We start from the raw sequence: 21649 nt of genomic DNA on the forward strand, positions 1-21649 counted from the left end.
TTCGCAGCTTTGATAACGCCAGCGATAGTGGCCAAACCGGATACGCCCAGCACAGTACAAATGTCCGCGCCAGCAGCATAGAAAGCACCGGCTTCGTATTCGCCAGCGTCCATGGTTTTCAAGTCAACCAACAACAATTTGTCCGGGTAACGTTGTCTCAGTTCTTTAACCAGGTTGATCCCGTTGTATTTAATGCAAGGAGTGCCGATTTCAAAAATGTCGACATAGGGTGCTACTTGATCTGCCAATGCAACTGTTTGGTTGAAATCCAGTGAATCCAACGCCATTTGAATTAATGGTCTTGCCATGTGATGTGCTCCGAAAGTTTTAATTTTTAGTAATAGCCGATTCTTGCAAATTGCCACAACCCGCTAGGCTTGTCACGTACGTGTGATGCATTTGTAACTGTAAGATAGAAATGGGATATATGTCAATGCTTAGCAACTCCGCGCAGCCTATAGATTGTAAGGACAAATTGTTACTAGACAATTCCGCGGCGTAACCTTAGGCTGAACAAACTCGCAGGCGGACCGAACGAAATTGTATTTCCATTTTAGGATTCACAGCTTACAAGCTGATAAATCTCGATATTTTTTGGTTAACTGTCTTTCCTGCCAGCAACACGGCAGCCGCCATTGACTTGACCGCCAGCTTTCAGCACCCAAATCGGCGTGTTTTGCCTGCCATCGAAAATATGAAAAAGTCATACCTCCAACTAAAAACAACCGGAGAAAGACAGCTTGAAACGTCTCTTTTTTGCCTTATGGCCGGAACAAAACATCAAGCAACAATGCGCAACTTTAACCGGCAAATTAAACCTGACCGGAAAACCAGTTAGCGAGGCAAATTTGCATGTCACGCTGTTGTTTTTAGGAAGTATTTATCCAGAACAACAGACCGTACTCACCAGGGAAGCCGGAAAACTGCCAGCACCACTGATGACGCTAACTTTTGATCGCCTGAGTTTCTGGAAAAAACCTGCCGTGCTATGCCTAACCGCCAGTCAATTCGATCAAAGCGTGTCGATATTGAACGAAAGCTTAACCAGCATAGCTAAGCAACAAGGAATAGCTCTCGAAGACAGACCATTTAAGCCGCATGTCACTTTAGTCAAAAAGGTCAATTCGGCAATCGATCTCGATTTCGCTCCTATTCTTTGGCGATCAACCGGATTCTGCTTGGTAGAATCCTGTTCAGGTGCCAATGGCGTTGAATACCGGATCATTCAACGCTGGCCGGCAAGCTAACAACCCAAAGCAGGAGATTAATCATGCCTCTTTTAAAACTCGATACCAACGTTACGTTAGACACCGAACAAAAATCAAAAATGCTAGGCGAACTATCGCAACTGATGTCCAAAGAAACCGGCAAACCGGAGCGATACGTCATGATTGGCATTGCGGAAAACAACGCCATGTTGTTTGCCGGCAGCGCAGCACCCTTGGCATATCTGGAATGTAAAAGTATCGGCCTGAGCAGTAGCCAGGCAAAAAACCTGTCCGCATCAATATGCCAATTGCTAAACACCCGACTTTCGATCCCTCAAGATAGGATTTATATTGAATTCAGTAACTGTCCGGCTGATTTTTGGGGTTGGAACGGCTCGACATTTGGCTAGACAACCCGAACGTCAAATAAATATGACTGTGTATTTCAGACAAAACAGACTTGATGAGTTGGCGCGCCAGACTCAAGCACGCCAACTCAGTCGCTTTATTTTGGTTTTTTAGGCTCTTGGGGTTTTTCCGGCTTCTCGGGCTTATCGATTTTTTCAGCAGCAGCGGGAGCAGAATCCCCAAACAGAATATTCTTCTCATTCTGTTGGACGGTTTTCTCACCGATTCCTGACACATTTTCCAAGTCTTTCAATGTCTTAAAATCGCCATGCTCCTTGCGGTATTGAACCACCGCCTCAGCCTTCTTCGGACCTATTCCCGTCAAGGCCTTGGAAATGGTTTCGGCATCCGCTTGGTTGATATTGATTGGCTCAGCAAATACGGCAAAAGAATACAGCATAAAAAGCACAAATAACTTTTTCATGAATTTTCTCCGATTGGATTTTAATGACTGCTTGGACTAAGTCAGCGCATACGCATATCGGCTGATCTTGCAAGCTAGTCAATCTTAGTCTGTTCTTTGAATTTTACAATTCAAAAACAAAAATCCACTGATTACTCGACGCTAGCCACAATCACCGCGCGAACCGGCGCTGGCAAGCCTTCGCAAGTCAAATCAGCAGAACGCGGATCGAGAAAATCAGCTAAGGAATGAAACCGCATCCATTCGGTACTACGCTGCTCTTCGACTGAAGTTTTGGAAACATCCACCAAGCGGATATTTTTAAACCCACAGCGGCGCATCCACAACATCAATGCCGCGCAACTCGGCAAAAACCACACATTGCGCATTTGCGCATAACGCCCCTCAGGCACTAACACTTGCGCGGCATCGCCTTCGACCACCAGGGTATCCAAAATCAATTCACCGCCAGAGCGCAAACAGCCCTTCAACTCCAGCAAATGATCGATAGGCGAACGCCTGTGATACAACACCCCCATCGAAAACACCGTATCGAACAAGCCCATATTGGGCGGCACATCCTCTATCCCCAGCGGCAACAAATAAATCGGCGCGTCGCCGTGCAGCTTGCGGATAGCCTGAAACTGCATGACGCTGAGCAATGTTGGGTCAATACCTACTACCAATCTCGCTCCCGAACCGTGCATGCGCCAACAATGATAACCATTGCCGCAACCGACATCCAAAACCAGTCGATTCCGTAGCGGTGCGATCTGGTCTTTCAGCCGATCCCATTTCCAATCCGAACGCCACTCCGTATCGATGTCGATGCCGAATATCCGATAAGGCCCTTTCCGCCAGGGATGTAACTGCATCAATTGCTCGCGCAAACCGGCCCGCATCTCGTCGGAAATATCCTCAGCCTGACCGATTCTGACACCATCCAGTAAATCGACACTCGACGGCGTCAATTGCGGCAATTTATCTACCGCCTGTTGCCAGCGCTTCAAATCGCCATGTGACGAATCCGCGAAAGCCGCCGCCAATTGCCCAGGTAAACGGCTTACCCAGACTTCGTCGCCGGCCGCCGCCAGCGCTTGATAAAGACCTTGGTATAGCATCATTTCAATGCAATCATCGAAGCGAAGTTGAAATACTGAAACCAGACTTCCGCGCTGGCGAACCCCGCCGCTTTCAAGCGCTGTTGATGCGCAGCAAAGGTTTCCGGAATCAGCACATTTTCCAGAGCACTGCGCTTTTGGCTGATTTCCAGCTCACTATAACCATGGGCTTTTTTGAACAAGTGATGCATATCGATCTGCAAAGCCTGCTGCCGAGCATCGTCAAACGCCAACTTTTCGGACAAAATCAAAATCCCGCCCGGCAACAAACCACGATAGATAGTCGTCAAAAATGCCTGACGATCGGCCAACGGAATAAACTGTAAGGTAAAATTCAGCACAACCACCGAGGCATTGCTAATCGCCATGTCGCGAATATCGGCACATACGATTTCTATATCCGCCCCTTCTGAGGCAACCGACAGATTTTGCCGACATTGCTCGACCATTGCCGCGGAACAATCCACCGCGACGATCCGGCAATTTTTAGTCGTGATTTGCTGATGCATGGCTAAGGTCGCCGCACCCAACGAGCAGCCCAAGTCATAACAAACGCTATCTTCCTTGGCAAAACGTGCCGCCAATAAACCGATTGCCGAGATAATGGTGCTGTAACCGGGAACTGAACGCTGAATCATATCCGGAAAGACTTTGACGACAGCTTCGTCGAAGGTAAATGCGCTGATTTCGCCCAGCGGACTGGCGTACAGAGAGTCTTTAGCGGATTGCATACTGATGATCATTCCCGGCCGCCCTGAACGGCAAAACCGGGAACATTGTAAGAAGGGGGAAAACTTATGAATTATTCTTGCTATTTAACGCTTCGGTATTGCGTTTAGCCAATTGGTTGATAACCTCTTGCAACGAACCGGTACGCTCCACTTCGTTTTTGAAGCTGGTGCGATAGTTAGTCACCAAACTCACGCCTTCGATCATGATGTCGTAAGCTTTCCATTGGCCTTTAACATTTAGCATCCGATAGTTAACGGCGATTGGCTGTAATCCAGGTTGCAAGACTTCGGTTTTGATCAGTACTTTTCTTTCGTCTTCTTCCGGGGTAATCGGCAAAAACCGCACGGACCAGTCTTTAAACTCAAAAAAAGCACGGGAGTAGGTTCTGATCAACAAAACCTGAAACTCTTTTTTAAAGCTATCTTTTTCCGCTGGCGAAGCATCCTTCCACATTTTCCCCAACACCAGCGAAGAAATCAGATCGAAATCCACATTCGGATAAATCACTTCCTGGACGAAAGCATTGATTTTTTGGAAATCATGCGGAAAGGAAGGATCCTGCAAGCGTTGCTTCAACTTGTTGGACGCATCCTCGATAGCCCGCTGCGGCTCGCTCAAATCCCCTGCCGTAGCAGGCAAAGACAAAAACATGCTGGCAAACAAGCTAAAAACCACTACAAAGATAAAATGCATATGACGTTTGATATTCATAAAAACCATCTCAAAAAAGTATCGCCGGCTAATTTCAACCGCCTTCATTCGATACACTGCTAAAATAAAGGCCGAAGCACTAACCCGGCTCCAGATTCTAGCCAGCCCATTGGGCCGGCAATTACCCCACTATATTACTATGGAAGAGATGTCATACCCTAACGACTTTTTCCCGGCCACCCGGATGCGCCGGATGCGTTATCAGGCATTTTCCCGGAGGCTGATGCGGGAAAATCGCTTAAGCAGCGACGACTTAATTTGCCCTCTATTTGTTATCGAGGGCAATAACAAACAAGAAGCGGTCGCGTCCATGCCGGGAGTGAACAGGCTATCCATCGACCTGTTGCTCAAGGAAGCAGAATCATTATTCAACCTCGGCGTTCCGGCGATTGCCCTATTCCCGGTGACCGATCCGGACAAAAAGTCATTAAGCGCGGAGGAAGCGTACAACCCTGCCGGCTTGGCGCAGCGCTGCGTTCGGGCCTTGAAAGACGCGCTACCGGAATTGGGCGTAATCACCGACGTGGCCTTAGACCCTTTTACCTCGCACGGCCAGGACGGACTGCTGAACGGCAACGGTTACGTAGTCAACGACGAAACCGTCGAAGTCCTGTGCAAACAGGCCTTGTCGCATGCCGAAGCCGGCGCCGACATCGTCGCCCCCTCCGATATGATGGACGGCCGCATCGGTGCGATCAGAGCCGTGTTGGAATCACATAGCCATAGCAATACCCGAATTCTGGCCTATTCGGCCAAATACGCCTCCAGCTTCTACGGCCCGTTCCGCGATGCGGTTGGCTCAGCGGGTAATCTCGGCGGCGGTAATAAATACAGCTATCAAATGGATCCGGCCAATTCCGATGAAGCGTTGCGGGAAATTGCGCTGGATTTACGCGAAGGCGCCGATATGATCATGGTCAAACCCGGCATGCCCTATCTGGACATCATCCGCCGCGCCAAGGATCAATTTGGCGTACCTACGTTTGCATATCAGGTCAGTGGCGAGTATGCGATGCTGAAAGCGGCGTCGCAGAACGGCTGGCTCGACGAACAGCAAGTGGTGATGGAATCCTTGCTGGCATTTAAGCGTGCCGGCTGCGACGCGATACTGACTTATTACGCTAAATCCGCTGCCCAGTGGCTAAAACAACAATAACAACCAGATAAACGGACCCGGCATGAACGAAGACTTTGATCCTGATGACAATAATTCGACTGACAATCCGCCTGAACAGCGCCGACGTTATTTCGGACTGGAACAGGCGGTATTTATCCTGCTGGTCGTTTTGTCGCTGTTAGGCATCGCTATTACCGAATTCAACCCGCACGACGGCTATGGCTACTGGCTATTCATGGTGATCGTGTTCGGCATGCTGTCTATTTTCGTGTCCTGGCTACAAACCAAAACCAACGAAAACGACTTTGGCGACATCGTCAAAGCCCAAGGTCTACATTGGCTGCACACACTGGTTGTGGTGATAGCAGCCGCATTGCTCAACAAATCCGAGCAGTTATCCGACAGGAGCGCCAGCCTGGTGATTTTGTTGATCCTGGCCTTGGCGACGATGCTGGATGGCATACGCATCGGCTGGCAATATAGCTTACTCGGCTTTTTCCTCGCGACCTGCGCGCTGATCGTGGCCTATTTTGAGAACTTTATGCCTATCAGTATAGGACTGGGCGTGCTGGTGACAGCCTGCACTTTCCTCTGGGAATATTGGCGCAGCAAATACAGTACCGATGATGAAAATTGATAATTATGCGGTGTTCGGCCAGCCGATCAGCCACAGCAAATCACCGCGTATCCATACATTATTTGCCGAACAAACCGGCCAACTCATGGACTATGCAGCCCAAGAGGTGTCTGCGGAAAATTTTACAGCGGCGACAACCCATTTTTTCGCCGAAGGCGGCAAAGGCCTGAATTGCACCGTTCCGCTCAAGGAACTGGCTTGGCAATATGCCGATCACCTGACGGAACGCGCCCGTCTGGCAAAAGCCGTCAACACCTTAACCCGCCAAGCGGATGGCAGCATTTTGGGCGACAACACCGACGGCATCGGCTTGCTGAACGACTTAACCGTAAACCACGGCATCGAGCTGAAGGGTGTCAAGATTCTCATCCTAGGAGCGGGGGGCGCCACGCGCGGCATCGTCCGTCCCCTGCTGGAACAGCAGCCATCCGCATTGATAATCGCCAATCGCAATATAGGCAAAGCGCAAGCTATCGCTGCCGATTTCACAGCGCTGGGCGCGGTGCAAGCTTGCGATTACGCTAGTCTTGTAGACCGACAATTCGATTTGATTATCAACGCTACATCGGCCAGCCTCAGCGGCGATTTGCCGCCATTACCCGAGGAGCTGTTAAGCGCGGGCGGGAGTTGCTACGACCTGGCTTACGCCAACCAAGCCACCGCATTCGTGAAATGGGGCTTAACCCATGACGCCGTGCATAGTCTGGACGGCCTGGGCATGTTGGTGGAGCAGGCTGCCGAAGCTTTTTGCATTTGGAGAAGCGTTCGCCCGCACACTGCCCCCGTAATTGGCTTATTAAACGACGAACGCAACGTAAACAGCACAAACAGATGAAACTATTGACCGGGGCGATGTCCATGGTAACAATCTCCCCAAACCGCCGCCATTAACGTGTACTGGAAGAATATGAGTGGAATCAGAGCTTTTTTTGAAAAATCCCAAGCTAAGGGCAAATCTCAGCATAGTGCGCAACGCATTACGCCGGAAACTCTAAAACAGTTATTCCCCATCAGGAATTTAAGCGACGAGATATTACAAACTTTCGCTACCGAGAATCACGTCGAAACCCTGGAGGCCGGCAGTACCTTGTTCAGCGTCAACCAGCAAGCCACTTGTGCAATGTATCTGTTGCGCGGCACGGTGATCCTGGCCGATCACAACGGCAAAAGCTATGAAATATCGGCGGGCAGTGCGCAAGCCAAGTTTCCGATCTGTAGCGGTATCAAGCACACCGCCACCGCCACCGCCAAAACAGAGGTAGACCTGCTGCGGGTATCCCTGAAAATCATGCTGACGCCGAGCCGCCAAGACCACGGCAAATTGTCCATTCCGGAAGGTTTGCATGACAACCGGCTATTGAGCTTATTCGTCGAACACTTTGAGAATAACGACCACGAGATAGAAATCCCCTCGCTGCCTGAAGTGGCGATCAATTTGCGCAAAGCCATCCAAAGAGATGTCAACATCGACGAAGCAGTCAAGATCATCCAGCTGGATCCGGCCATCTCCGCCAAATTGATCGAAGTCGCCAATTGCCCGCTGTATCTGACCAACGTACCCGCGAAAAACTGTAAGGATGCTGTCGTGCGTATCGGCTTGAATGCCACGCGCAACCTGGTAACGGCGCTGAGTATGAAGCAGATTTTCAAAAGCAAATCGCCGCTGATCAAAAATCATTTGGAAGAGCTGTGGAAGCAAAGCCTTTACCTGTCCGGCCTGTGTCATGTGCTGGCCAGCCACAGCTTGCAGCAAAATCCGGAGAACGCCTTACTGGCCGGCTTGGTTTGCGACATCGGCGTGATTCCCTTTCTGAGTTTTACCGCCAACTTACCACCCGAATACCATAACGATGCCGAAATTCTGGAAGCCATGCCCATCATCAAAGGTCCGGTTGGCGCGGTGGTGCTGAAAGAATGGGATTTTGCCGAAGAATTCATCGACGTGGCCAAATCGTCCAGCGACTGGTTTCAAAACAGCGGCGATACCTTATCGGTCACCGATATAGTGGTCCTGTCCAGACTTCATGCCCTGATCGGCAAAAAGGCTACCGCGGATCTGCCGGCGATTACCGCCATTCCGGCGGCGGCCAAATTGAAAAACTTCTCTTTGTCTCCGGAGAATACGCTGGCGATCCTGCACGATGCCAAAACCAAGATTCACGAAGCATTGAGCATTTTTTCGTCCTAGCCGCATGATCTGGAAATTTTTAAAAAAATCCCCGGATAAAACGCCGACCGAGAGCAGCCCCCCCGCAGCAACTGTCAACCAACTGCCGTTGAGCTACCTGCAAAAGCTCATCCCGCTGGGGGACTTGCCGGCAGCGGACTTGTTGGCGATACCGGTGACAATGCGAAACTTCAACCCCGGCGACATCATATTTAACCGCGGCGCCGAGGCTGAACAATTAAGCTATCTCTACACCGGCAACGTCTATCTGGAAGCTAATAATGGCGCCGGTTATACGGTCGAAGCCAATACGTTTAAAGCCTGTTATCCGCTGGCAACATCCGGCGAACACGCCTTCAGCGCGATCGCCAAATCGGCGACCCAAATCATCTACATGCCGCTGTCCAACTTGCAACACAGCAGCAAACCCGTCAACAATCCGCTGATCAACCCGGAGAGCATTCCTCCCAAGCTGCGAAACAGCTTTTTTTTCGATAGCTTTTGCGATGCGTTCAGAGCCGACAATCTGCATGTTCCCAGCCTACCGGATGTTGCCTTGCGTTTGCGCAGTGCCTTGCAAAAAGACATCAGCATCGCCGATGCGGTAAAGATTTTAAACCTGGACCCCGTTATATCCTCCAAACTGATTCAGGTAGCCAACAGCCCGATCTACCGTGGCAGCAACCCAATCACCAGCAGTCATGATGCAGTGAATCGGCTAGGCTTTAAAACCACGCAAAACCTGGTCACCAGCATCAGTCTGCACCAGCTGTTCAGAAGCCGCAACCGGAACCTGAACAACATCATTCAGATACTTTGGAAACAAAGCATCCAGATTGCCAGCCTAAGTCACACGCTGGCCGGACTTACCCGAAAAGTAAACGCCGACGAAGCCTTACTGGCCGGGTTAATCCACAACATCGGCGCATTGCCGATTGTCACCTTTGCCGAAAGCATCGACATGTCGCGGTATACCGAAGACGAATTACAGGCCAGCATCGCCTGCCTGCAAGGTTTGTTAGGCACCTATATTTTGAAAAAATGGCATTTCCCCGATAGTTTCCAGCAAATTCCCGTCAATACCACAAACTGGTACTTCGACGACGGCCAGGGCCTACAACTGTATGACGTGGTCTTGTTAGCAAAATTTCACAGCCAACTCGGCGGCGCCAATACCCAAAAACTGCCGCCGCTAAACACCTTGCCTGCCTTTCAAAAACTGGACGATAGCGCACTGACGCCGGACATGTCGCTAAAAGCGCTACAGGACGCAAAACAGCAAATTGCCGAGGCCATAAACTTTTTCAGGACATAAGATGAACTGGTTTTCCAAGCTACTGGAAAAAAATACCGCCGCCAAAAAGCCAACCCCGAGAGCAGTGACATCTGCCGCTGAAAACCCGTCTAGTCAGCCAACCGACAGCGCCGTATCCAAGCCCAGCGCCACCCATCGGCAAGCCCTCACAGTAGCGCAGCTGAAAAAATTCGCTCCCTTGCGCGATCTTGACGACGCAGCCTTAAGCTCATTACCGCATCTCAGTTTGACCTACGCCAAGGGGGCGATTATTTTTTCCTTGGGGCAACCGACTAGCAGCGTACTGTATTTGTTGGCGGGACAACTGTCCATGCAACCGGACAGCGATAGCCGCTATCAAATCGACGCCGATTCCACGCTAGCAAATCTGCCGCTGAACAGCGGTAGCCGTTGCGGCGCTACCGCCACGGCGCTCAGCGATGTGCGTATTTTGGAAATCCCTATCGAACTGAACCGCTTGTGGACGGATAAAAGCCAGGAAAGCGCCAATTGCGTGGAACTGATCGATATTCAACTACCGGAGCCGATTAACGGCAGCCGCTTCTTCAACAGCTTCGCCCAAGCCTATCGGGAAAACAAACTACGCCTACCTTCCTTGCCTGATGTGGCACTGAAGCTGAAAGATGCGGTGCAAAAAGACATCGGTATCCGTGGGGCTGCGGACATTATTCAGTTGGACCCGCCTATCGTGGCGAAATTAATCCAGGTTGCGAACAGCCCCTTGTATGCCACAGAAATATCGATCAACAATTGCCATGACGCGGTGGCCCGTATCGGCCTGAATGCCACGCGCAATCTGGTGATGGGCATCAGCATGAAACAGTTATTCAGCTGCACCGACCCGGAACTGATGAAAGGCATGCAATCATTATGGAAAAACAGCCTGTATGTCTCAAGTTTAAGCTTCGTGCTGGCACAGGAGTGTAGCAACATCAACCCGGAAGACGCCCTGCTGGGCGGTTTGATTGCCGACATCGGCGCGATTCCCTTGCTGCATTTTGCCGAACAGTTTCCCGACGGCGGCCCCAGCTTCCAGGAACTACAAACCGCGCTGCCCTATTTGCGCGGCCCGGTCGGCGTGCTGATGCTGCATACCCTCGGATTTCCCGAACAACTGGGCAACATTCCGCATCAAGCAGAAAACTGGCTTTATGATAGCGGCTCTGAATTAACAATGACCGACATCGTCATTCTGGCCAAATTGCACAGTTATTTCGGTTCCGGCAATGCCCGCGACCTGCCCTATATCAACTCGATTCCGTCTTACAGCAAACTAAATCACGGTAAACTGAACCCTGATTTTTCCTTGATGGTGTTGAAAAAAGCCCAAAACCGGGTTAACGCCGCAATGCATTTATTATCCTAATCATCCCGATATTCATATCAGACTGGCTGCCGACATGACCAATCCCTTGCTAGAAAACACCGAACTGCCACAATTTTCCAAAATTCTGCCCGAACACGTAGAACCTGCGATCAATCAGTTGCTGAGCGACGCCCGACAAGCCATCGCACGCCAGCTGGAAACCGGCGGCCCTTACACCTGGCAAAATCTGATCGAGCCCATCGAAGCCGCCGAGGACCGCCTCAACAAAGCGTGGTCGCCGGTCAGCCACATGAATTCGGTGGTCAACAGCGAAGCGATGCGCGACGCCTACAATGCCTGCCTGGGCAAACTCAGCGAATATGCCACCGAAACCGGCCAGAACCGGGCTTTATACGAGGCTTATCAGGCCATCCACGACAGCGCCGACTTTGCCGAACTCGACCGTGCCCAACAAAAAATCGTCAATAACGCCCTGCGCGATTTTCATTTATCCGGCGTGGACTTGCCTACCGAGCAACAAGCTCGCTACAAAGACATCAATCAGCAATTATCCAAGCTGGCCAGCCAGTACGAAGAAAATCTGCTGGATGCCACCAATGCCTGGCACAAGCAGATTACCCATATCGCCGACTTGGCGGGCCTGCCGGAATCGGCCCTGGCACAAGCCAAACAAGCCGCCGAAGCGGAAGGCAAGGAGGGTTGGCTGATCAATCTGCAATTTCCATCCTACCTGGCGGTAATGACCTACGCCGACAACCGCGAACTGCGCCGCGAGCATTACGAAGCCTTTTGCACCCGCGCCTCTGATCAAGGCCCACATGCAGGGCAATGGGACAACTCGGAGATCATGGAGCAAATTCTGGCCTTGCGCCACGAAAAAGCCCAACTGCTAGGCTTTAACAACTACGCCGAATATTCGCTGGCCACCAAAATGGCCAAATCTACCGACGACGTCGTGAAGTTTTTGGAAGACCTGGCCGACAAATCCTGGCGCCAGGCCCGCCGAGATTTGACCGAACTAAAAGAGTTTGCCGCCGCCGAACACGGCCTAAACGACTTGCAAGCTTGGGACATCGGTTATTACTCGGAAAAAATGCGTCAGCATTTCTACCAACTATCGCAAGAAGAAGTGAAAGCCTATTTCCCCGACAGCAAGGCCGTACCCGGCCTGTTTGCCATAGTCGAGAAACTCTACGGCTTGCAAATCAGTGAAATCAAAGATTTCGACACCTGGCACCCGGACGCGCGCTTTTACCAAATCCTGGATAAAAACGGCCAGTTGCGCGGCCGCTTCTTCCTGGACCTCTACGCCCGCGCCAAAAAGCGCGGCGGTGCCTGGATGGACGATTGTGTATGCCGGAAAAAAGTCGGCGACGCATTACAAACGCCCGTCGCTTATTTGACCTGTAACTTTACGCCGCCCACAGGCAACGACCCGGCCTTGTTGACGCACGACGAAGTGGAAACCCTGTTTCACGAGTTCGGCCATGGCCTACATCATATGTTGACCCAAATCGATCATCTTGGCGTATCCGGTATCAATGGGGTCGAATGGGATGCGGTGGAACTGCCCAGCCAGTTCATGGAAAACTGGTGCTGGGAAAAAGAAGCACTGGGCCTGATCTCCGGCCATTACCAAACCGGCGAACCTCTGCCCGATGCCTTGTACGACAAAATGCTGGCCGCCAAGAACTTCCAAGCCGGCATGATGATGGTGCGCCAATTGGAATTTAGCTTATTCGATTTCAAGATGCACCAACATTACGACCCGGCCAAGGGCGGCCAGATTTACAGCATCCTGAAACAGGTGCGCGATCAAGTGGCCGTAGTCAAGGTCCCGGACTTCAACCGCTTCGCCCACAGCTTTTCGCATATTTTCGCCGGCGGTTACGCGGCCGGATACTATAGCTACAAATGGGCGGAAGTGTTATCGGCGGACGCGTTTTCCTTGTTTGAAGAAAAAGGTATCTTCGACCAAACCACAGGCGAGGCGTTCTTGCACAACATCCTGGAACAAGGTGGCAGTAGCGACGCGATGACACTATTCAAAAACTTCCGCGGCCGCGAACCCAATATCGACGCCCTGCTCAGACATAACGGTATCGCTGCGTAAATTTTTCCCGCTTTGCCTTGATGGTGGCCATCAAGGCAAAGCGAGTTTCTAAGGAGTTAGCATGAAAAACTGCCCGCAATGCGGCCAGCCCAGATTGGGCGAGGAGTTTAAGTGTCCGAATTGCGATGTGTTCTATTCCCAGCTCGACGAATTGCTGTATGAAGAACAGCAGAAACAGGAAAGCCAGACGCTAAAAGGCGCGTTTAAACGCATTCGCGCCGCCGAAGACCGCTCGCAAGCTATGCGAGATGAGCTGAAAACCCTGTGGCGCCACACGCCTTTAAAAACCAAGATCGTGATTTGGACGGTAGTGGCGTTCGTGTTTGTGCTGGTCGTACCGATTTTTTAAGCGATTGAAACGCTCAGGTACCAAGGATTTAGCAACCCCACCCCCCCCATAGTCTCGCACAAACTTTCTCTCCGGTTAGTCTTCCTTAGGTGCCGCGGGCGGTGGCTCGGTTGGCGTATTGGTCACAGTTAAACTATTCGCATCCAGTTTCAGTAAAACCGCATTGTTCTGATGCGCCTTCAACTCAGTCAACGTGCGCCAGCCGGCATTATCCAATTTACGAAAAGCCGCAAAAAAACCCAATATCCGAGTATCAGCGGCAGGTTCGATCCGCAAGGTTTTATTCTCGCCGGGTTTTAACACCAACTCTTGCTTACGTACCAAATCCGCGCCCAAAGTGGCCTGCTCTTTATCGAATATGGCAAAAAAATCGGCTCCGTTAAAACCGCTTTGCTCCCGCAACTCGTAGATTCGTAACACCACCGGCGACGCTTTACCGTCGGCATCGGGGTTAATAGAAGCGGTGCTGTTTAGCGTCAACTCAACGACAGTAGGCGGTGGTGGGGCCGGCTGCTCGGGCACATCCGCACACGACGCCAGGATGGAAGCAAACAAAATCGGCAGTATTCTGGTTAACAACATACGATCATCCCTTAAAAAACATAAATGAATACATTCTGCCATAGACGTCCGTAGTTGGCGTAAGGATTCGATCAAAGGATCCACAAACAACCGTATTCAAAATTATTGCAAGATCGGGGCTTGGGCAGCCTGCAAATTAGAGTTCGCCCAAAACCCTAATACCCAGCCTAGCATTGCCATCGCCGCCAGTTTTGGCCTATGCTTAGCGGCTGGTATCACTTCTTCATTCGTTAGCCATGCACGTTACCCTCGTTCACGTCCACGTCAAACCCGAGCATATCGACGACTTCATCGCCGCCACCCGCTTGAACCATTTAGCTTCGGTACGGGAATCCGGCAACCGCCGCTTCGATGTACTGCAAGTCCCGGACAACCCCAGCCAGTTTATCCTGTACGAAGTCTACGCAACCGCGGAAGATGCGGCGGCGCACAAACAAACCGAACATTATCTGGCCTGGCGCGACGCGGTCGCCGACTGGATGGCCCAGCCGCGCCAAGGCGTTCCATATAAAGCCTTGTTTCCGGAGGCTTGAGCATGCAGGCTTTCAAACCGTTTTATATTGCCCGCTTGCCCAGAATTTTGTTCGGCCGCGGCCGTTTAAACGAAGCGCCAGCGCTGATCGCCGGATACGGCCGCAAAACAATGCTGGTCACAGGCAAGCAGTCGTTTTTCGGCACGCCGCGCTGGCAACGCTTTATTGACGATTTGGCCGGGCAAGGCGTCGAATGGCGGCATTGCATAGTGTCCGGCGAGCCCTCGCCGCAATTGATCGACGACATGGTGGACCAATTCCGTAACGAGCATATCGAAGTCGTGGTCGCTATTGGCGGCGGCAGCGTATTGGATGCCGCAAAGGCCATCGCCGGCTTGCTCCCCAGTGGCGACTCGGTGATGGATTATTTGGAAGGCGTAGGCCGTAACAAAACGTATCGCGGCCCCAGCACGCCGTTCATAGCGGTGCCGACCACAGCCGGCACCGGTAGCGAAGCCACCAAAAATTCGGTGCTCAGCGTGCAAGGTCCGCAAGGCTTCAAAAAATCGTTCCGCGACGAATGCCTGGTACCGGAATACGCCATCCTCGACCCGGACTTGTTGGCAAGCTGTTCGCCGGCACTAATCGCCGCCGACGGCATGGATGCGTTAACCCAATTGATGGAATCCTATGTCTCGGCCAAGGCCAATCCATTCACCGACGCGTTGGCCTGGAGCGGCATGCAGGCCGTCAAAGCCGGCTTTTTCGAGGCCTGGCGCGGAGTCGAACCGGAAGCCGGCGAAGGCCGCGCCGCGATGGCTTACGCCGCGCTATTGTCCGGCATCACGCTGGCCCAAGTGGGTTTGGGTTCCGTGCATGGCTTGGCATCGCCCTTGGGCGCCTTCTTCCCGATCCCGCACGGCGTGGTTTGTGGCACGCTAGTCGCTGTCGCAACCGACGTCAACATCCGCGCGATGCAAGCCCGCGAAGCGGCCAATCCTGCCCTCGCCAAATACGCAGCAGTAGGCCGGCTACTAACCGGCCAAAACGAACTGGACGACCAATCGGCCCGCGACGCGCTGATCGCGCTGCTAGCCGACTGGAGCGATAGGCTACAACTGGACCGCCTTAGCGTCTACGGCATCGCCGAAACCGACTTTCCACACATCGTCGCCAATGCACGGGGAAGCAGCATGCAGACCAATCCGATTGTGTTGACCGATGAGGAGATTGGTGAAATTTTACGTAAAAGGCTCTAATTCGACCTAGCCTCGATGAATGCCCACATTTATGTCGATTAGGTTACCGTCCGCAGGACAACACTTGCTGATTCAAGAAACCCTAAAGGCTGCCCCCTGAAGCGCAGAGGGTTGTCGACCGCCTTGACATCCGCCAGAGCCAGGTTGCCATAGGCGCAATAGCCGACGGACCAGACGATGCGAACTTGGCTGTCGGTCAGTTCCCAGTGCGCCGAGATTATCCAGGTGATAGTGGCGCCGCTAGGCTGAATATTGTCCTGTTCGTGTAGCGCCAAGGGCCGGAAGCTGCCTAGTTCAAATAAGTAGGTGCGGCTGCGCTGGCTATCGGTTTCCGCCAGCAGGCGCGGGCCATCGTATTGAAAACGGGTTTCGCCTTGCGCGGTGTGCTTGGCGATACGCCGGCTCAGGGCGTCGTAACTGTATGCGCTGGTCCCTTGCGGCGTTTCCGCTCGGATCAAACGATTGTCGCCGTCGTATTGATAGCGGGTGACGATTTGGCCGGCTTTGCCGCGTTTTTCTTCGATCAGGTTGCCGGCCGGACGAGGGCGCAGTTTTCATTCAGGACTTGGCAGTAAGCCAATACGCTTTCCCTGCGTACGATTATGCTGACGCTAACAGTATCTACGCGGACTACAATGTGTCAAATTTCAGCGATTCACCAGGAAAACTTCTAGGAAATACGACGCAAACCAGTCTACCGGAAAGTAACTCAAATAAAAATTCACCGAATGGCAACGCAAATTCCTGCCATTCTGGTGATCGCGCATCGTTTACCACAAGACTCCACTGATCAGGGTTACCGCAGGTACGCCAAAATAATACATCTCCATTATCAGTCATAGCAAATGGGAATATCCCCCCATCCTTTGGAAATAGTTTATATGGCAAAACCTCTCCAAAAGATTCAAGATCAGCAAATACATCTCGCTGCCTATCGAGTTGGGTTTCCAAGTTTAAATTTTCATTTCTTGAAAACGGATTAAAAATCCATAAAAAATTCGCGATCCTGCCTGTTCCGTACTTATTTACAAACTCCTTGTAATCACTCGGCAATAAAGTTCCCATTCTAGCTTCGATCTCTTGCCAATCATCGTTTTTAGGGACATCAGTAGGCCTTGAAGGCGGAGAAAGTATCGACTTAACTCTTTCAATTGTCATGCTTAGAAACCAATTGGATTTAGAATGGAAACACCTAGGTCATAACCACCACTGCCTTTTCCGACAAGAGTGACGGCTTTAGGGATCAAATTATTGCCGTTATAGATTGGCGTTGCCGAATAATCAACTACTTGCCCCCCTTCAACAGCCGCTCTTACTTGCCCTTCAAATCCACGCATCGTTGGCGTATTGGTCCAATTCTGCTGCAATGTAACCAAATTTTCCGGTATATCGCCAGAGCCTCCAAGTTGCTTGCCTAACAGATGTCCACGAGCCTCATTAAAAGCAGTTCCATTGCCCGACCAACCTGGCGGTTGAATAGCAGGATTAGCAGAAGTTCCAGTATTAATCATATCCTTCGTTATCGTGGCTTTAACTCCTGTCGGACGCCCAAGATCATCAAGTGAACCATAATCGATTGATCCAACGTTTGCACAGTCTTTCCCAGTAAGCCCCAAAGGATCAATCCAGTTCACCGGATTCGGTACATACCGATAGACGTTACTTCCACCTTGCAACCCTATCGGATCCTGATGAATAAACCTCCCCGCATTCGGATCGTAATACCGGTTCAGGTTGTAGTGCAATCCGGTTTCGGCGTCGAAGTACTGGCCTTGGAAACGTAGCGGGTTGTCGATGGCTTCGACATCGGCAAAAGCCAGATTGCCGTAGGCGCGGTAGCGGGCGGACCAGACGATCTGGCCTTGGCTGTCGGTCAGTTCCCGGGGCGTGCCGAGATGATCCAGGTGGTAGTGGTAGGTGTTTCCGCCGGCTTGGGTGTTGTCCCGTTCATGCAGCGCCAAGGGCCGGAAGCTGCCGGGTTCGAATAGATAGGTGCGGCTGCGCCGGCTATCGGTTTCCGCCAGCAGGCGCTGGCCGTCGTATTGAAAACGGGTTTCGCCTTGCTCGGTGTGCTTGGCGATGCGCCGGCCCAGGGCGTCGTAACGGTAATGGGCGGTGACTTGCGGGGTTTCGGCGCGGATCAGGCGGTTGTCGGCGTCGTATTGGTAGCGGGTAACGATTTGGCCGGCCTTACCGCGTTTTTCTTCGATCAGGTTGCCGGCGGCGTCGTAGGCATAGTGGCGGTCGCCCATCATCAGCAAACGGTCGCCTTCGATTCTGCCTCCTTCCGCGCTGGCGCCCAATAGGTTGCCGGCCGGATCGTGAACGAAGCTTTCCGGGCTGAGGCCTTCGCTGCTTATCAAGCGGGCAGCGGGGTCGTAGTGGTATTGGCTACGGCCTTGGCGCAGGTCGTCCAGTTCGCGAAGTTTGCCGGCGACATCGTAGTTGTACTGACGACCGATGATCGCCGCTTGGCCTTTGAGGGCGGCGCGTTGCCGTAATAAGCGGCCCATCGGATCGTAGTCGTAGTCGGTGTTGAGTTGCCCCTGGCTACGGCTGATTTCCCGCCCCAATTCGTCGTAGCGGTGGCTGGTGAGGGTTTGGCCGTCGAATTCGATGCTGTCCAGGTAGCGCTCACCGAAACGGTAGTCGATACGGTGCCGGTCCGGGGTCTCGGTGTGGATGCGGCGGCCCAGCAGGTCGTATTTGTGGCGAACGATGGCGCCGTTCTGGTTTTCCTGGTTGATCTGACCCAGGGCGTTGTAACCCAAAAGCACCAGACTGTCGGCATTTTTGGCCAGCTGCAAACGGCCCAGCGGATCGTAACCGTATTGGCTCAGGCTACCGTCGGCGGCGTGCTTTTTCAGCAAGCGGCCTAGACGGTCGCGTTCGAAGCGGGTGACGTTCCAATCGCCATCGGCGCCCGGTTGCAGGTAGGCTTCCAGCACGCCGGCGGCGTTGTAGCGGTAGCGCTGGATACGGCCGTCGAAGCCGATTTCTTCGACCAGATTTTCGTCGCGGTCGTAGTTAAGGCTGTAAGTTTCACCTTTCGGGTTGATCAGGCCGATCAGATTGCGCTCGCTGTCGTAGCGATAACGCATTTCATGGCCCAGCGGATCGATGCGTGCGGTGGGTTGGGACAGGCCGTCGTCGTAGCGGTATTCGGTGGTGTTGCCCAGGCCGTCGATGTAATGGGTCAACAGGCCGGCGGCGTTGTAGCGCAATTGCACGGTGCTGCCGTCTGCGTGTTGCACCGCCGTGACGCGGCCAGCGGCATCGTAGCCGTAACGGGTGGTGCGTTTGTCTTGATCGATGATAGCAACGATACGATCGTCATCGTCGTATTGGTAGCGGGTCTTAATGCCGTCGAAGCCGCTTTCGCCGACCAAGCGCAACTGTTCGTCCCACAACAGCGAGCGGGTCCGGCCCAGGGCATCGGTGATGCGTACCGGCACGCCTTGAGCGTTGTATTGGTATTGAGTGACCGCGCCGTTGGCGGCGACGGTTTCTTCCAGACGGCCGCTGGCATCGTAGCGGCGCAGCCAGCGCTGATCCAAGGCATCGATCAGTTCGACCGGATTGCCTTGTTTGTCGTACTTGACGCGTTGACTAAAACCCAACGCATCGGACACGCCGATCAAGCGGCCTTCTTTATCGTAACTAAAGCGGGTGATACCGCCGTCCGGCGCCACGGTTTGCGCCAGTTGATTGTCGGCATTGTAGCTGTGGCGGGTTTCCCGGCCTTCCGGGCTGCGCTCGGAGAGCAACAAGCCTTGCGGATCGTGCCGATACACCGCGACACCGCCGCGCGAATCGATGGCATGACTGACGCCGTCCGCCAACCACTCGAAGCGGTAATCGTAGACGCCGTTATCGCCCCAGTTGTGCAGACATTTGCCTTGCGGTGTGTCTTGATCCCATTCGAAGTAAAAGTTAAAGCCGCTAGCTAAGGTACGGCGGGCGAGGACGTGATTGCGATAGGCGTAGTTTTCGCCTTGATCGAGCCGGTCGCGAGCGCCACTCAAATCGCCTGCGTCACTATACAGATAGCTCACCAACGGCTCGCCGGCCGCCTCGAATCCGCTTCCGTTACGCTTGCCGGGACGAATCGCGACGATATGCCGGCCCTGGCGTTCCACGAGCAGATGCTTGTTCCAGCTGGCGGAGATGCGCTCGACATGGCCATTGGCATCGCGGTGAAAATACAGGCTTTGGCCCTGGCTGTTGTGCCAAGCCCGCAGCGGACAACGACCAACTCTGCCAGTAAAGGTTTTCGCCAACCCGCTTTGATCGATAAGCCGAAATTGGCCATTTTCCCGGTACAAGCGAACCTGTTCCGGCAGATTAATGCTATAGGCTCCGGGCTTGGGCAGCGGCAAATCGATACGCTGACCATCGGCATTGCAGAACGTCACGCGCTCGCCGACTTCCAGCCACTCGTCTAACGGCGTCAGCCAGCCGTAGCCCAATTGATGATCGACATCGGATTGGCTGCTACGGTAATAACGCCGCCAAGCCAAGGACAATGGGCCATCCCAAGTAAAATCGATCTTTTCCAGCATTTCCTCGCCGGTGAGCATGCTGATCGGCTCACCGGCGGTTTTGCAATCCTTACCCGGACATGCGGTTTGTTTGGAGGTGGAGGCCCCGCCCGCAGTTTCCCCCTCTGCTGCCGCACCCGCACGTGCCGGCGCTTTAGCGGATGACGATTTGCCGGTTGCTTGCGACGGCGTTACTACTTCGGAGGCGGCTCCCGATTCGGCGCGGGCCAAGCCCTTTTTCCCGCGCAGCGAGCGTACTTTCGCCAGCAGCGCGACGAAAGCCGCGACGCCGATCACCGCGATGGCGTCCGCTAGGTGTGTAGCGGCTTCGTCGAGATCTTGTTCATTACTGGCGGTGGCGGTGATCGCCAAAAATTCGCCCAGATCGCGGGCGACACCGAATACCGCCAGTCCGAACATCAGAATGCCGCCGACCAACATCAGGATGTCGACGATTTCGCCAACCCCAAACACATGGGCGCCAGCCCAAATCACTAGGGTGGCGGCAATCATCGCCAGACTTTCTGGACTGAGTAGCGCCTCAAACTCGCGGCGCATGCTGCCGGGCAGTTTCGGTGCGGTGCGGCGCAGGGCTTCTGCGAATTTGCGTTCCAACGTCCAATCCCCAACCGTTTCAACCGGCATAACAGGGGGTTTAGGCGCAGGGCTAGCAGAAGGCGTCGCAGCGCCACTCGCACTGGCGAGCGGCAACATCGCCGGCGCGAATTTAGCTTGATCGCGTTTCAGCAGATAAAACCAAGTGTCTTTACCAACGATGCCGTCTGGGTTAATACCGACACCTTGTTGATACTGGCGTACCGCGTTAGCAGTAGCCTGGCCAAACCGACCATCTAAGACCAAGTCTGGCGACGGACTAAGGCAGGCGTTTAGCAAAACTTGCAGTTGTCTGACCTCGGCACCTTGCGAGCCGGGCTTCAATATCACCAAACCACTGCGTGCCGATGTTATGCGTGGGGCCGCCTTGGCCGGTTGACCGGGCAATACGCCTATCGGCGCCGGTCGCGGCGAAGAGTCGCGAATCGTCGTGCCGGTGTCGATCTTGCGCGGCCTGATCTCAGAGCCCGCTGGCCTAGGATCTCGCCAACCGGCCATCTACGCCACCATCCTGGCAAGCGTTTTGGGAACAATAAACGAGTAGGCGCCCCGACCCAGCTTGATGCCTGCT

At 53.1% G+C, this 21649-nt stretch carries 21 protein-coding genes; 12 read left to right on the forward strand and 9 right to left on the reverse strand.

Annotated features, from left to right (window positions below):
- On the reverse strand, nucleotides 1-308 hold a 308-nt coding region (locus A1332_RS20845; RefSeq protein ID WP_197491526.1), incomplete at its 3' end, for an orotidine 5'-phosphate decarboxylase / HUMPS family protein.
- 432 nt (nucleotides 309-740) lie between these two features.
- Between A1332_RS20845 and thpR the strand changes: the two genes are divergently transcribed.
- Both thpR and A1332_RS20855 read left to right on the forward strand, forming a co-directional pair.
- Entirely contained in the window at nucleotides 741-1247 is a 507-nt protein-coding gene (gene thpR, locus A1332_RS20850) for an RNA 2',3'-cyclic phosphodiesterase (RefSeq protein ID WP_064010348.1), read from the forward strand.
- A gap of 23 nt (nucleotides 1248-1270) precedes the next feature.
- Entirely contained in the window at nucleotides 1271-1618 is a 348-nt protein-coding gene (locus A1332_RS20855) for a phenylpyruvate tautomerase MIF-related protein (protein WP_064010349.1), read from the forward strand.
- A gap of 95 nt (nucleotides 1619-1713) precedes the next feature.
- Here the strand turns inward: A1332_RS20855 and A1332_RS20860 are convergent, their stop codons facing one another.
- The 4 genes from A1332_RS20860 to A1332_RS20875 all read right to left on the reverse strand — a co-directional run bounded on the left by A1332_RS20860 (nucleotide 1714) and on the right by A1332_RS20875 (nucleotide 4583).
- Nucleotides 1714-2040, reverse strand: coding sequence for a ComEA family DNA-binding protein (locus tag A1332_RS20860; RefSeq protein ID WP_064010350.1), 327 nt, complete (start codon nucleotides 2038-2040; stop codon nucleotides 1714-1716).
- 131 nt (nucleotides 2041-2171) lie between these two features.
- Nucleotides 2172-3143 carry a tRNA 5-methoxyuridine(34)/uridine 5-oxyacetic acid(34) synthase CmoB gene (cmoB, locus tag A1332_RS20865; RefSeq protein ID WP_064010351.1) on the reverse strand — a complete coding sequence of 324 codons (972 nt, stop codon included), beginning with the start codon at nucleotides 3141-3143 and terminating at the stop codon, nucleotides 2172-2174.
- The gene (cmoA, locus tag A1332_RS20870) at nucleotides 3140-3883 is read right to left on the reverse strand and encodes a carboxy-S-adenosyl-L-methionine synthase CmoA (RefSeq protein WP_231886627.1); all 744 of its coding nucleotides are present in this window, start codon (nucleotides 3881-3883) and stop codon (nucleotides 3140-3142) included. The genes cmoB and cmoA overlap by 4 nt, the downstream gene beginning before the upstream one ends.
- A gap of 52 nt (nucleotides 3884-3935) precedes the next feature.
- A complete protein-coding gene (locus A1332_RS20875; protein ID WP_231886626.1) occupies nucleotides 3936-4583 on the reverse strand; it encodes an MlaC/ttg2D family ABC transporter substrate-binding protein in 648 nt (215 codons plus the stop codon).
- 139 nt (nucleotides 4584-4722) lie between these two features.
- Between A1332_RS20875 and hemB the strand changes: the two genes are divergently transcribed.
- The 8 genes from hemB (at nucleotide 4723) to A1332_RS20915 (ending at nucleotide 13608) form a co-directional block, all read left to right on the forward strand.
- Nucleotides 4723-5739, forward strand: coding sequence for a porphobilinogen synthase (gene hemB, locus A1332_RS20880; protein WP_064010352.1), 1017 nt, complete (start codon nucleotides 4723-4725; stop codon nucleotides 5737-5739).
- Nucleotides 5740-5761: 22 nt separating this feature from the next.
- Nucleotides 5762-6337 (forward strand): hypothetical protein, encoded by a 576-nt coding sequence (locus A1332_RS20885; RefSeq protein WP_064010353.1) that lies wholly within the window; start codon nucleotides 5762-5764, stop codon nucleotides 6335-6337.
- Nucleotides 6324-7172, forward strand: a complete 849-nt coding sequence (gene aroE, locus A1332_RS20890) for a shikimate dehydrogenase (RefSeq protein WP_064010354.1) — start codon at nucleotides 6324-6326, stop codon at nucleotides 7170-7172. The genes A1332_RS20885 and aroE overlap by 14 nt, the downstream gene beginning before the upstream one ends.
- A 72-nt stretch (nucleotides 7173-7244) precedes the next feature.
- The gene (locus tag A1332_RS20895) at nucleotides 7245-8525 is read left to right on the forward strand and encodes an HDOD domain-containing protein (RefSeq protein WP_064010355.1); all 1281 of its coding nucleotides are present in this window, start codon (nucleotides 7245-7247) and stop codon (nucleotides 8523-8525) included.
- A 4-nt stretch (nucleotides 8526-8529) separates the two neighbouring features.
- Complete coding sequence (locus A1332_RS20900) at nucleotides 8530-9819, forward strand: HDOD domain-containing protein (protein WP_064010356.1); 1290 nt, start codon at nucleotides 8530-8532, stop codon at nucleotides 9817-9819.
- A 1-nt stretch (nucleotide 9820) separates the two neighbouring features.
- A complete protein-coding gene (locus A1332_RS20905; protein ID WP_064010357.1) occupies nucleotides 9821-11185 on the forward strand; it encodes an HDOD domain-containing protein in 1365 nt (454 codons plus the stop codon).
- A gap of 34 nt (nucleotides 11186-11219) precedes the next feature.
- Nucleotides 11220-13259: an oligopeptidase A gene (prlC, locus tag A1332_RS20910; protein WP_064010358.1), complete on the forward strand. Its 2040-nt coding sequence runs from the start codon at nucleotides 11220-11222 to the stop codon at nucleotides 13257-13259.
- A gap of 61 nt (nucleotides 13260-13320) precedes the next feature.
- On the forward strand, nucleotides 13321-13608 hold the full coding sequence (locus A1332_RS20915) for a hypothetical protein (protein ID WP_064010359.1): 288 nt from the start codon (nucleotides 13321-13323) through the stop codon (nucleotides 13606-13608).
- A gap of 75 nt (nucleotides 13609-13683) precedes the next feature.
- On the opposite strand, the gene tssJ is transcribed toward A1332_RS20915, so the two are convergent.
- The gene (gene tssJ, locus A1332_RS20920) at nucleotides 13684-14190 is read right to left on the reverse strand and encodes a type VI secretion system lipoprotein TssJ (protein ID WP_064010360.1); all 507 of its coding nucleotides are present in this window, start codon (nucleotides 14188-14190) and stop codon (nucleotides 13684-13686) included.
- Nucleotides 14191-14426: 236 nt separating this feature from the next.
- Here tssJ and A1332_RS20925 point away from each other — a divergent pair, with 236 nt between their 5' ends.
- Both A1332_RS20925 and A1332_RS20930 read left to right on the forward strand, forming a co-directional pair.
- Nucleotides 14427-14723, forward strand: a complete 297-nt coding sequence (locus tag A1332_RS20925; RefSeq protein ID WP_026147042.1) for an antibiotic biosynthesis monooxygenase — start codon at nucleotides 14427-14429, stop codon at nucleotides 14721-14723.
- Nucleotides 14724-14725: 2 nt separating this feature from the next.
- On the forward strand, nucleotides 14726-15922 hold the full coding sequence (locus tag A1332_RS20930) for an iron-containing alcohol dehydrogenase (RefSeq protein WP_064010361.1): 1197 nt from the start codon (nucleotides 14726-14728) through the stop codon (nucleotides 15920-15922).
- A gap of 38 nt (nucleotides 15923-15960) precedes the next feature.
- Here A1332_RS20930 and A1332_RS20935 read toward each other — a convergent pair whose 3' ends face one another.
- The 3 genes from A1332_RS20935 to A1332_RS20945 all read right to left on the reverse strand — a co-directional run bounded on the left by A1332_RS20935 (nucleotide 15961) and on the right by A1332_RS20945 (nucleotide 21576).
- Nucleotides 15961-16380 carry a hypothetical protein gene (locus tag A1332_RS20935; RefSeq protein WP_064010362.1) on the reverse strand — a complete coding sequence of 140 codons (420 nt, stop codon included), beginning with the start codon at nucleotides 16378-16380 and terminating at the stop codon, nucleotides 15961-15963.
- Nucleotides 16381-16552: 172 nt separating this feature from the next.
- Nucleotides 16553-17080 (reverse strand): SMI1/KNR4 family protein, encoded by a 528-nt coding sequence (locus A1332_RS20940; protein WP_082879809.1) that lies wholly within the window; start codon nucleotides 17078-17080, stop codon nucleotides 16553-16555.
- A gap of 2 nt (nucleotides 17081-17082) precedes the next feature.
- Nucleotides 17083-21576 carry an RHS repeat-associated core domain-containing protein gene (locus A1332_RS20945; protein WP_082879810.1) on the reverse strand — a complete coding sequence of 1498 codons (4494 nt, stop codon included), beginning with the start codon at nucleotides 21574-21576 and terminating at the stop codon, nucleotides 17083-17085.
- Nucleotides 21577-21649: the final 73 nt, after the last annotated feature.

The organism is Methylomonas methanica (assembly GCF_001644035.1).
GTDB classification, from domain to species: Bacteria; Pseudomonadota; Gammaproteobacteria; order Methylococcales; family Methylomonadaceae; genus Methylomonas; species Methylomonas methanica_A.

Coding starts and splice junctions, on each gene's coding strand:
- A1332_RS20925 (WP_026147042.1), top strand. CDS start 14,427: ATGCACGTTACCCTCGTTCACGTCCACGTCAAACCCGAGCATATCGAC.
- A1332_RS20905 (WP_064010357.1), top strand. CDS start 9,821: ATGAACTGGTTTTCCAAGCTACTGGAAAAAAATACCGCCGCCAAAAAG.
- cmoB (WP_064010351.1), bottom strand. CDS start 3,143: ATGATGCTATACCAAGGTCTTTATCAAGCGCTGGCGGCGGCCGGCGAC.
- A1332_RS20940 (WP_082879809.1), bottom strand. CDS start 17,080: ATGACAATTGAAAGAGTTAAGTCGATACTTTCTCCGCCTTCAAGGCCT.
- A1332_RS20885 (WP_064010353.1), top strand. CDS start 5,762: ATGAACGAAGACTTTGATCCTGATGACAATAATTCGACTGACAATCCG.
- A1332_RS20915 (WP_064010359.1), top strand. CDS start 13,321: ATGAAAAACTGCCCGCAATGCGGCCAGCCCAGATTGGGCGAGGAGTTT.
- A1332_RS20895 (WP_064010355.1), top strand. CDS start 7,245: ATGAGTGGAATCAGAGCTTTTTTTGAAAAATCCCAAGCTAAGGGCAAA.
- A1332_RS20875 (WP_231886626.1), bottom strand. CDS start 4,583: ATGAATATCAAACGTCATATGCATTTTATCTTTGTAGTGGTTTTTAGC.
- cmoA (WP_231886627.1), bottom strand. CDS start 3,883: ATGATCATCAGTATGCAATCCGCTAAAGACTCTCTGTACGCCAGTCCG.
- A1332_RS20900 (WP_064010356.1), top strand. CDS start 8,530: ATGATCTGGAAATTTTTAAAAAAATCCCCGGATAAAACGCCGACCGAG.
- aroE (WP_064010354.1), top strand. CDS start 6,324: ATGATGAAAATTGATAATTATGCGGTGTTCGGCCAGCCGATCAGCCAC.
- A1332_RS20930 (WP_064010361.1), top strand. CDS start 14,726: ATGCAGGCTTTCAAACCGTTTTATATTGCCCGCTTGCCCAGAATTTTG.
- A1332_RS20855 (WP_064010349.1), top strand. CDS start 1,271: ATGCCTCTTTTAAAACTCGATACCAACGTTACGTTAGACACCGAACAA.
- A1332_RS20860 (WP_064010350.1), bottom strand. CDS start 2,040: ATGAAAAAGTTATTTGTGCTTTTTATGCTGTATTCTTTTGCCGTATTT.
- tssJ (WP_064010360.1), bottom strand. CDS start 14,190: ATGTTGTTAACCAGAATACTGCCGATTTTGTTTGCTTCCATCCTGGCG.
- hemB (WP_064010352.1), top strand. CDS start 4,723: ATGGAAGAGATGTCATACCCTAACGACTTTTTCCCGGCCACCCGGATG.
- prlC (WP_064010358.1), top strand. CDS start 11,220: ATGACCAATCCCTTGCTAGAAAACACCGAACTGCCACAATTTTCCAAA.
- A1332_RS20945 (WP_082879810.1), bottom strand. CDS start 21,576: ATGGCCGGTTGGCGAGATCCTAGGCCAGCGGGCTCTGAGATCAGGCCG.